This is a genomic window from Kluyvera cryocrescens NBRC 102467, assembly GCF_001571285.1.
In the GTDB taxonomy this organism is placed as follows: domain Bacteria; phylum Pseudomonadota; class Gammaproteobacteria; order Enterobacterales; family Enterobacteriaceae; genus Kluyvera; species Kluyvera cryocrescens.
On record NZ_BCTM01000063.1, the window covers coordinates 1 to 8,810 of the forward strand.

An 8,810-nucleotide genomic window follows, 5' to 3' on the forward strand; every position below is an offset into this window, starting at 1 on the left:
GAATAGGGGTCTGAGGGCCAATGGAACGAAAACGTACGCTAAGGAAATAACCAATTGTTATAATTGATATTATTCATTCTTCTCTATGAACTGAAAGCCCGCACTAAGCAATGTTTTAGCCTCAAATGACTTTTTTACCTACCCAACTAACGTAACGATCGCACATCAGGTCGTTTTTCAACCGCATAGTGACACCTGCACTCACATGCGAGAAAACACATATGATTTTGACTTCTTGTTTTGGTGGAGAGACAATACCCATTCATAGCAGGAGTACATAATGCCAGAAATTGCATCCCTACAACTTTTCAAAATACTATCTGATGAAACCCGCCTGGGTATCGTGCTACTGCTCAGGGAGATGGGGGAGCTGTGCGTATGCGATCTCTGCACAGCGCTGGAACAATCACAACCCAAGACCTCCCGCCATCTGGCGATGCTTCGGGAAAGTGGCCTGTTGCTGGATCGCAAGCAGGGGAAATGGGTTCATTATCGCTTATCCCCGCATATTCCTTCCTGGGCTGCCCTGGTGATTGAGCAGGCCTGGTTAAGTCAACAGGACGACGTACAGGCCATCGCCCGTAAGCTGGCATCGGCCAACTGCTCTGGCAGCGGTAAGGCTGTTTGTATCTAAAAATTTTGCCTGTACATATATGTTTTTACGAATATGAGGTGTTAAAGATGAAAATGTTAACGGTGTTTGATCCGGCGATGTGCTGCAGTACCGGCGTTTGTGGTTCAGATGTCGATCAGGTTTTGGTCAATTTTTCTGCTGATGTGCAATGGCTGAAAGGGCGTGGGGTTCAGATCGAACGTTATAACCTGGCGCAGCAGCCTATGAGCTTCGTTGAGAACGAAAAAGCGAAAGCATTCCTTGAGGCTTCTGGAGCTGAAGGGCTTCCGCTGCTGTTGCTTGATGGTGAAACGGTGATGGCCGGGCGATACCCAAAACGCGCTGAACTGGCTCGCTGGTTTGGTATACCGCTGGAAAAGGTGGGTTTAGCTTCCACCAGTTGCTGTGGTGGTAAAACTTCCTGTTGTTGAGTATGTCAGGAGGACATATGAAATTCTTAGAGAATATCCCGTCTTACCTGTTTTTCACCGGTAAGGGAGGTGTAGGCAAAACTTCGATTTCCTGCGCAACGGCTATACGTCTGGCTGAACTGGGAAAGCGTGTTCTGCTTGTCAGTACCGACCCGGCTTCCAATGTCGGTCAGGTATTCGATCAGACTATCGGTAACACTATCCAGCCCGTGACTGCTGTGTCTGGTCTTTCGGCTCTGGAGATTGACCCGCAGGACGCCGCCCAGCAATACCGCGCCAGAATCGTTGACCCTATTAAAGGTCTTTTGCCTGATGACGTTGTTAACAGCATCAGTGAACAGCTTTCAGGAGCTTGTACGACAGAGATCGCTGCATTCGACGAGTTTACTGGCTTACTGACTGACGCTTCTCTGCTGACCCGCTTTGATCACATCATTTTTGATACTGCCCCAACTGGCCACACTATTCGCCTTCTTCAGCTTCCCGGAGCCTGGAGCAGCTTCATCGAAAGTAACCCGGATGGTGCTTCCTGTCTTGGTCCAATGGCTGGGCTGGAAAAACAACGCGAGCAATATGCTCATGCGGTTGAGGCATTATCCGATCCTGAACGAACTCGCCTTGTGCTGATCGCGCGATTGCAAAAATCAACACTGCAGGAAGTCGCTCGTACTCATGACGAATTATCAGCTATTGGCCTTAAAAATCAGTATTTAGTCATTAACGGTGTCCTGCCTGCGAGCGAAGCAGAACGTGATGCACTGGCCGCTGCAATATGGCAACGGGAGCAAGAGGCGCTGGCAAATCTTCCTGCCGGGTTATCTGATTTGCCGACAGACAACTTATACCTGCAGCCGCTGAACATGGTTGGTGTATCCGCATTGAAAGGCCTGCTCAACGAACACGCTGAGATAACATCGCTTCCTGAACAAAGCCCACAGAACAAGCCAGAGAATATGTCGTTGTCTGTCCTGGTTGATGATATCGCCCGCAGTGAACACGGTTTGATTATGCTGATGGGCAAAGGTGGTGTGGGCAAAACCACAATGGCTGCGGCTATCGCCGTCAGTCTGGCGGATAAGGGTTTTGATGTGCATCTCACCACCTCAGATCCTGCTGCACATCTCAGTACAACGCTCAATGGCAGCCTCAAAAATCTGCAGGTCAGCCGAATCAACCCTCACGATGAAACTGAACGCTATCGTCAGCATGTTCTTGAGACGAAAGGCAGGGATCTGGATGAGGCTGGGAAACGGCTGCTCGAAGAGGATTTACGTTCTCCTTGCACAGAAGAGATTGCGGTGTTCCAGGCGTTTTCACGCGTAATTCGTGAAGCTGGCAAACGGTTTGTGGTCATGGATACGGCACCTACCGGGCATACGCTATTACTGCTTGATGCTACCGGGGCTTATCACCGTGAGATTGCCAGGAAGATGGGGGATAAAGGTCATTTTACCACTCCGATGATGCAGCTTCAGGACCAGGAACGTACCAAAGTTTTGCTGGTCACTCTGCCTGAAACCACACCTGTACTGGAAGCGGCAAACCTGCAGTCCGATCTTGAACGTGCGGGGATTCATCCCTGGGGCTGGATTATCAATAACAGCCTTTCGATTGCACAGACGCAATCGCCGCTGCTTTGCCAGCGCGCCCTACAAGAGCGTCCTCAAATCGAGGTTGTGAAAAACCAGCATGCAAGCCGCATAGCGTTAGTACCGGTAATGGCTGCAGAGCCCACTGGCATCGAGAAACTCAGAGAGCTGGTTGTTTAATTTTTTTTGTATATACAGGGCGGCAAAGCCGTCCTGTCTGGAGGATTTATGTTACTGGCAGGCGCTATTTTTGTCCTGACCATCGTTTTGGTTATCTGGCAACCGAAGGGATTAGGGATCGGCTGGAGTGCGACGCTGGGCGCGGTACTGGCGCTGATCTCTGGCGTAGTCCATTTTGGTGATATCCCTGTAGTGTGGAATATTGTCTGGAATGCGACGGCGACCTTTATTGCCGTGATTATTATCAGCCTTCTGCTCGATGAATCGGGCTTTTTCGAATGGGCGGCGCTGCACGTTTCACGTTGGGGTAACGGTCGCGGGCGTTTGCTGTTTACCTATATCGTTTTGCTCGGCGCAGCGGTGGCGGCACTGTTTGCCAACGATGGTGCGGCATTGATTCTGACGCCAATTGTTATCGCCATGCTGCTTGCATTAGGTTTCAGCAAAGGCACTACGCTGGCATTTGTCATGGCCGCCGGGTTTATTGCCGATACGGCCAGTCTGCCGCTTATCGTGTCCAACCTGGTTAACATCGTTTCTGCAGACTTCTTTGGGCTGGGTTTCACTGAGTATGCGTCGGTAATGGTGCCGGTGGATATCGCAGCCATTATCGCCACGCTGGTGATGCTGCATCTGTTCTTCCGCAAAGATATTCCGCCAACTTACGACCTAGCTCTCCTGAAAGCACCGGCAAAAGCGATTAAAGATCTGGCAACCTTCAGAACCGGCTGGATAGTGTTGATCCTTCTTCTGGTTGGCTTTTTCGTCCTTGAGCCGTTGGGTATCCCGGTCAGTGCGATTGCTGCTGTAGGGGCTGTCATTCTGTTTGCGGTGGCGAAGCGAGGCCATGCCATTAACACTGGCAAAGTGCTTCGCGGTGCGCCATGGCAGATCGTCATATTCTCTCTGGGAATGTATCTGGTGGTCTATGGTCTGCGTAATGCCGGACTAACAGAATACCTCTCCGGTGTGTTGAACGTGCTGGCAGATAAAGGACTTTGGGCCGCGACGTTTGGTACTGGCTTCCTGACGGCTTTCCTCTCTTCCATCATGAACAATATGCCTACCGTGCTGGTTGGTGCTCTCTCTATTGATGGCAGCACTGCAACAGGCGTTATCAAAGAGGCGATGATTTTTGCCAACGTGATTGGCTGCGATCTTGGACCGAAAATTACACCTATTGGTAGCCTGGCAACGTTGCTCTGGCTGCATGTCCTTTCACAGAAGAACATGACCATCACATGGGGATACTATTTCCGCACCGGGATCGTCATGACTCTGCCTGTGCTGTTTGTAACGCTGGCCGCGCTGGCGCTACGTCTCTCTTTCACTTTGTAATGAGATACTGATATGAGCAACATCACCATTTATCACAACCCAGCCTGCGGCACGTCGCGTAATACGCTGGAGATGATCCGCAACAGCGGTATCGAGCCGACCGTTATTCTTTACCTTGAGACTCCACCTTCACGCGATGAGCTGCTCAAACTCATTGCGGATATGGGCATTTCCGTCCGGGCTTTGCTGCGTAAGAACGTCGAGCCGTATGAGGAACTGGGTCTTGCAGAAGATAAATTTACTGACGACCAGCTCATCGACTTTATGCTACAGCATCCGATTCTGATCAACCGTCCGATCGTAGTGACGCCACTGGGAACTAAACTTTGCCGTCCTTCAGAGGTTGTTCTCGATATCCTTCCAGATGCCCAGAAAGCGGCTTTCACCAAGGAAGACGGTGAAAAAGTCGTTGATGATTCAGGTAAAAGACTGAAATAAAGACGAAGGGGGCATTTGCCCCCTTCATTATTACTTCGCCATTTCTTCCAGCAGGTCAATACCAACCGGCTCTTCGCTCTGTAGCGCTGTTAATGCAATACGCTTTGCATACTGCTCTTCCACATCAGAGATGAGAGGCAGCTCGCGGTTCGCCCTGATCTTCAGGAAAGGCGAAGACGGTTGAGCAGCTGCCAGGCTGTTATTAACGACCCATGCCCACGGCTCGATGCCAGCTCGGCGTAGATCCTGCTGCAGGTTAGCGGCTTCCAGTACAGGTGTCGTTTCGGCAAGCGTCACGATAATCACCTTCGTCTTCTCCGGGTCTGCTGCTTTTTCGCTATCACCTGTCTTCGATGTCAGAAAGCGAGAGAATTCGGCTTCATGCTGTCGCCAGAACACACTCATGCAATTGTTGAATGCCTTTACATCACTCATGTTCGTCCTCAAATTTTGCTCAGATTAACCCGGCTCTCATCTTCCAGAATTTTATAAACAGTGGAACGGGCAATACTGAGCCGGCGGGCAATATCTGTTGCACCAGTTCCCTGCTGATGAAGTGCCAGTACACTATTTCTGTCGATGATGCGCTTTCGGCCAAACCGGATACCTTTCAGCCTGGCCTCCTGCCGTCCTTCGTTCGTACGCTCCAGAATCCTCCTGCGTTCGGCCTGGGCTACAGCTGAAAGAATGGTCACAACCATTTTCCCCATTTCACCGTCGGTGCTGATCCCGTCGTCTATGAATCGGACCGCGACTCCCTGAGCGTCGAATTCTTTTATCAGTTGGATCATATCGGCAGTGTCGCGGCCAAGCCGGTCGAGTTTCTTCACCAGGATGACGTCACCTTCCTCCACCTTCATTCGCAGCAGATCCAGTCCTTTCCTGTCGGTAGAACTGCCGGATGCTTTGTCGGTAAATATGCGACTGGCTTTCACCCCCGCCTCTTTAAGCCCCTTGATCTGAATATCGAGGGACTGCTGGCTTGTTGATACCCGTGCGTAACCAAAAAGTCGCATAAAAATGTATCCTAAATCAAATATCGGACAGTGGGTGTCTGTTATAACAAAAAATCGATTTAATAGACACCTAGACAACACCATTTTAGTGTGTCCGAGAATTTATAATATTTCGGACGGTTGCGAAATTGTTAATTCATGACCATCAGGCAGGGAGGCCGGTATGCCCGTCGATTTTCTGACCACTGAGCAGGAACTGAATTATGGTCGCTATGTTGCAGAACCCAATGACGTGCAGCTGGCGCGCTATTTTCATCTTGATGAGCGGGATCTTGCCTTCATTAACCAGCGGCGGGGAAGGCATAACCGGCTGGGAATTGCGCTTCAGCTCACCACCGCCCGTTTTCTGGGCACCTTTCTGACAGACTTAACCCGGGTTCTGCCAGGTGTTCAGCAATTTGTCGCGGTGCAGCTTAATATTCGCCGTCCAGAAGTCCTTACCCGCTACGCAGAACGGGTTACCACCCTCAGAGAGCATACTGCGCTGATTAAGGAATATTACGGTTACCATGAATTTGGCGATTTCCCCTGGTCTTTCCGCCTGAAGCGCCTGCTGTACACCCGCGCATGGCTCAGTAATGAGCGACCCGGCCTTATGTTTGATTTTGCCACCGCGTGGCTGCTTCAGAATAAGGTCCTGCTGCCCGGAGCAACCACACTTGTACGTCTCGTCAGTGAAATACGCGAACGGGCAAATCAGCGGCTGTGGAAGAAACTGGCCGCGTTGCCGGACAGCTGGCAGACCGCCCGCGTGACGGAGCTTCTGGACATTCCTGAGGGGCAGCGTACTTCACCGCTGGAGCAACTGAAAAAGGGACCGGTCACCGTCAGCGGCCCGGCATTTACCGAAGCGCTGGAGCGGTATATCCGGCTGCGAAACCTGGAATTTTCCCGACTGAATTTTACCGGTCTGCCTGCTATACAACTGCGTAATTTGGCCCGTTACGCAGGCATGGCGTCGGTAAAATATATCGCGCGAATGCCACAGCAGAGAAAACTGGCCGTACTCACAGCATTCGTTAAAGCGCAGGAGACTGCGGCGCTGGATGAGGCCGTTGATGTGCTCGATATGCTGATACTGGATATCACTCGTGCGGCGAAGAAAACGGGGCAGAAAAAACGGCTCAGGACGCTTAAAGATCTTGATCGTGCTGCGCTAATATTGGCGCGGGCATGTTCATTGTTGCTGGATGAACAGGCTGACGATGCTGAACTGAGGGAGACCATATTCAACAGCATACCGAAAAGCAGGCTGGCAGAATCCGTCTGCAAGGTAAATGAGCTGGCCCGGCCTCAGAACAACAATTTCCATGACGAAATGGTGGAGCAGTACGGGCGGGTAAAGCGCTTTCTTCCGGCGGTATTGCGCGACCTGCATTTCCAGGCAGCGCCAGCCGGAGAACATACGTTGTCCGCCATTCATTATCTGACCGAACTGAACTGCTCGAAAAAGCGCATCCTGGACAATGCGCCTGAACATATTATTACCGGCCCCTGGAAACGCCTGGTATACGATGCGGAGGGCCGGATACAGCGTGCCGGTTACTCGCTTTGTCTGCTGGAGCGCCTTCAGGATGCACTACGTCGAAGGGACATCTGGCTCGAAAACAGCGATCGCTGGGGAAATCCCCGCGAGAAGCTGTTGCAGGGGGAAGAATGGCAGGCTCAGCGGGTCCCCGTTTGCCGGGCGCTGGGACATCCCACTGATGGACATAAAGGCGTGCAACAGTTGGCGGTCCAGCTAGATGAAACCTGGAAAACCGTCGCATCCCGCTTTGAAGGAAATGCGGAGGTTCATATTTGCCATGACGGTAAACATCCTTCCCTGACTATCAGCAGCCTGGAGAAACTGGAGGAGCCAACATCGTTGCATCGTCTCAACAGTCGGGTAAGGCTGCTACTCCCGCCAGTAGATTTGACGGAACTGTTGCTTGAAATAGATGCCAGAACGGGATTTACACGTGAGTTTACGCATGTCAGTGAATCCGGGGCCCGGGCACAGGATCTGCACATCAGCCTGTGCGCGGTCCTGATGGCAGAGGCCTGCAATATCGGGCTGGAACCGCTGATAAAGCACAATATACCGGCGCTGACGCGCCACCGGCTTAGCTGGGTAAAACAGAATTACCTCCGGGCAGAAACGCTGGTCAGCGCCAATGCCCGCCTGGTTGATTTTCAGTCCACACTGGAGCTTGCTGGCCGCTGGGGTGGTGGCGAAGTGGCTTCAGCTGATGGCATGCGCTTTGTCACGCCGGTGAAAACCGTCAATTCAGGACCTAACAGAAAATATTTTGGTTCCGGACGTGGCATCACCTGGTACAACTTCGTCTCTGATCAGTACTCTGGATTCCACGGCATCGTTGTCCCCGGCACATTACGAGATTCCATTTTTGTGCTGGAAGGCCTTCTGGAGCAGCAGACAGGGCTGAATCCGGTTGAGATCATGACAGACACAGCCGGTACCAGCGACATTATTTTTGGCCTCTTCTGGCTGCTGGGATACCAGTTTTCCCCCCGGCTTGCCGATGCCGGTGAAGCGGTATTCTGGCGAGTGGATAAATCGGCAAATTACGGTGCACTGGACGAACTGGCACGTGGTTGTGCCGATCTGTCGAAAGCCGAGGATCAGTGGGATGAGATGATGCGAACCGCCGGTTCGCTGAAACTGGGCACCATTCATGCTTCAGAACTCATTCGCTCTTTGCTGAAAAGCTCGCGCCCATCAGGGCTGGCACAGGCGATCATGGAAGTGGGGCGCGTCAACAAGACGCTGTACCTTCTTAATTATATTGATGATGAGGATTATCGTCGGCGGATCCTGACGCAGCTAAACCGGGGGGAAGGCCGCCATGCTGTGGCGAGGGCGATCTGCTACGGGCAGCGCGGTGAGATCAGAAAGCGCTATCGTGAAGGTCAGGAAGATCAGCTGGGGGCACTGGGCCTGGTCACTAACGCAGTGGTACTGTGGAACACACTTTATATGCAGGAAGCCCTGAGCTGGATACGCAGTAATGGAGAAGAAATCGGGGTTGAAGATATCGCCCGGTTGTCCCCACTGATGCACGGGCATATCAATATGCTGGGGCATTATACGTTTACGCTACCGGAGGATATTTTGAAGGGGGAACTGAGAGAACTAAATTTCAATTTAAACAATGAATTAACTTCTTAGCGTACGTTTTCGTTCCATTGGCTCTCAAACCCC

At 51.8% G+C, this 8,810-nt stretch carries 8 protein-coding genes; 6 read left to right on the forward strand and 2 right to left on the reverse strand.

Annotated features, from left to right (window positions below):
* The first annotated feature begins 280 nt into the window (after positions 1-280).
* Genes arsR through arsC form a run of 5 tightly spaced genes read left to right on the forward strand, consistent with a single transcriptional unit; the run spans position 281 to position 4,589 of the window.
* Entirely contained in the window at positions 281-634 is a 354-nt protein-coding gene (gene arsR, locus KCR01S_RS23160; RefSeq protein WP_001114073.1) for an As(III)-sensing metalloregulatory transcriptional repressor ArsR, read from the forward strand.
* A 47-nt stretch (positions 635-681) separates the two neighbouring features.
* Positions 682-1,044 carry an arsenite efflux transporter metallochaperone ArsD gene (gene arsD / locus KCR01S_RS23165; RefSeq protein WP_000783215.1) on the forward strand — a complete coding sequence of 121 codons (363 nt, stop codon included), beginning with the start codon at positions 682-684 and terminating at the stop codon, positions 1,042-1,044.
* Between the two features lie 17 nt (positions 1,045-1,061).
* The gene (gene arsA / locus KCR01S_RS23170) at positions 1,062-2,813 is read left to right on the forward strand and encodes an arsenite efflux transporter ATPase subunit ArsA (RefSeq protein WP_061285217.1); all 1,752 of its coding nucleotides are present in this window, start codon (positions 1,062-1,064) and stop codon (positions 2,811-2,813) included.
* A gap of 48 nt (positions 2,814-2,861) precedes the next feature.
* Positions 2,862-4,151, forward strand: coding sequence for an arsenite efflux transporter membrane subunit ArsB (gene arsB / locus KCR01S_RS23175; RefSeq protein ID WP_000922630.1), 1,290 nt, complete (start codon positions 2,862-2,864; stop codon positions 4,149-4,151).
* Positions 4,152-4,163: 12 nt separating this feature from the next.
* Positions 4,164-4,589, forward strand: a complete 426-nt coding sequence (gene arsC / locus KCR01S_RS23180) for a glutaredoxin-dependent arsenate reductase (protein ID WP_000065758.1) — start codon at positions 4,164-4,166, stop codon at positions 4,587-4,589.
* A gap of 30 nt (positions 4,590-4,619) precedes the next feature.
* Here arsC and KCR01S_RS23185 read toward each other — a convergent pair whose 3' ends face one another.
* A complete protein-coding gene (locus tag KCR01S_RS23185) occupies positions 4,620-5,024 on the reverse strand; it encodes an ArsA-related P-loop ATPase (protein WP_004118313.1) in 405 nt (134 codons plus the stop codon).
* Between the two features lie 8 nt (positions 5,025-5,032).
* On the reverse strand, positions 5,033-5,605 hold the full coding sequence (locus KCR01S_RS23190; RefSeq protein WP_001556711.1) for a recombinase family protein: 573 nt from the start codon (positions 5,603-5,605) through the stop codon (positions 5,033-5,035).
* A gap of 163 nt (positions 5,606-5,768) precedes the next feature.
* Here KCR01S_RS23190 and KCR01S_RS23195 point away from each other — a divergent pair, with 163 nt between their 5' ends.
* On the forward strand, positions 5,769-8,777 hold the full coding sequence (locus KCR01S_RS23195; protein WP_012817690.1) for a Tn3 family transposase: 3,009 nt from the start codon (positions 5,769-5,771) through the stop codon (positions 8,775-8,777).
* Positions 8,778-8,810 lie beyond the last annotated feature (33 nt).

What these genes read in the sequence shown, in the direction of transcription:
- arsC (WP_000065758.1), top strand. Translation starts at nt 4,164, where the DNA reads ATGAGCAACATCACCATTTATCACAACCCAGCCTGCGGCACGTCGCGT.
- KCR01S_RS23185 (WP_004118313.1), bottom strand. Translation starts at nt 5,024, where the DNA reads ATGAGTGATGTAAAGGCATTCAACAATTGCATGAGTGTGTTCTGGCGA.
- arsA (WP_061285217.1), top strand. Translation starts at nt 1,062, where the DNA reads ATGAAATTCTTAGAGAATATCCCGTCTTACCTGTTTTTCACCGGTAAG.
- arsR (WP_001114073.1), top strand. Translation starts at nt 281, where the DNA reads ATGCCAGAAATTGCATCCCTACAACTTTTCAAAATACTATCTGATGAA.
- KCR01S_RS23190 (WP_001556711.1), bottom strand. Translation starts at nt 5,605, where the DNA reads ATGCGACTTTTTGGTTACGCACGGGTATCAACAAGCCAGCAGTCCCTC.
- arsD (WP_000783215.1), top strand. Translation starts at nt 682, where the DNA reads ATGAAAATGTTAACGGTGTTTGATCCGGCGATGTGCTGCAGTACCGGC.
- KCR01S_RS23195 (WP_012817690.1), top strand. Translation starts at nt 5,769, where the DNA reads ATGCCCGTCGATTTTCTGACCACTGAGCAGGAACTGAATTATGGTCGC.
- arsB (WP_000922630.1), top strand. Translation starts at nt 2,862, where the DNA reads ATGTTACTGGCAGGCGCTATTTTTGTCCTGACCATCGTTTTGGTTATC.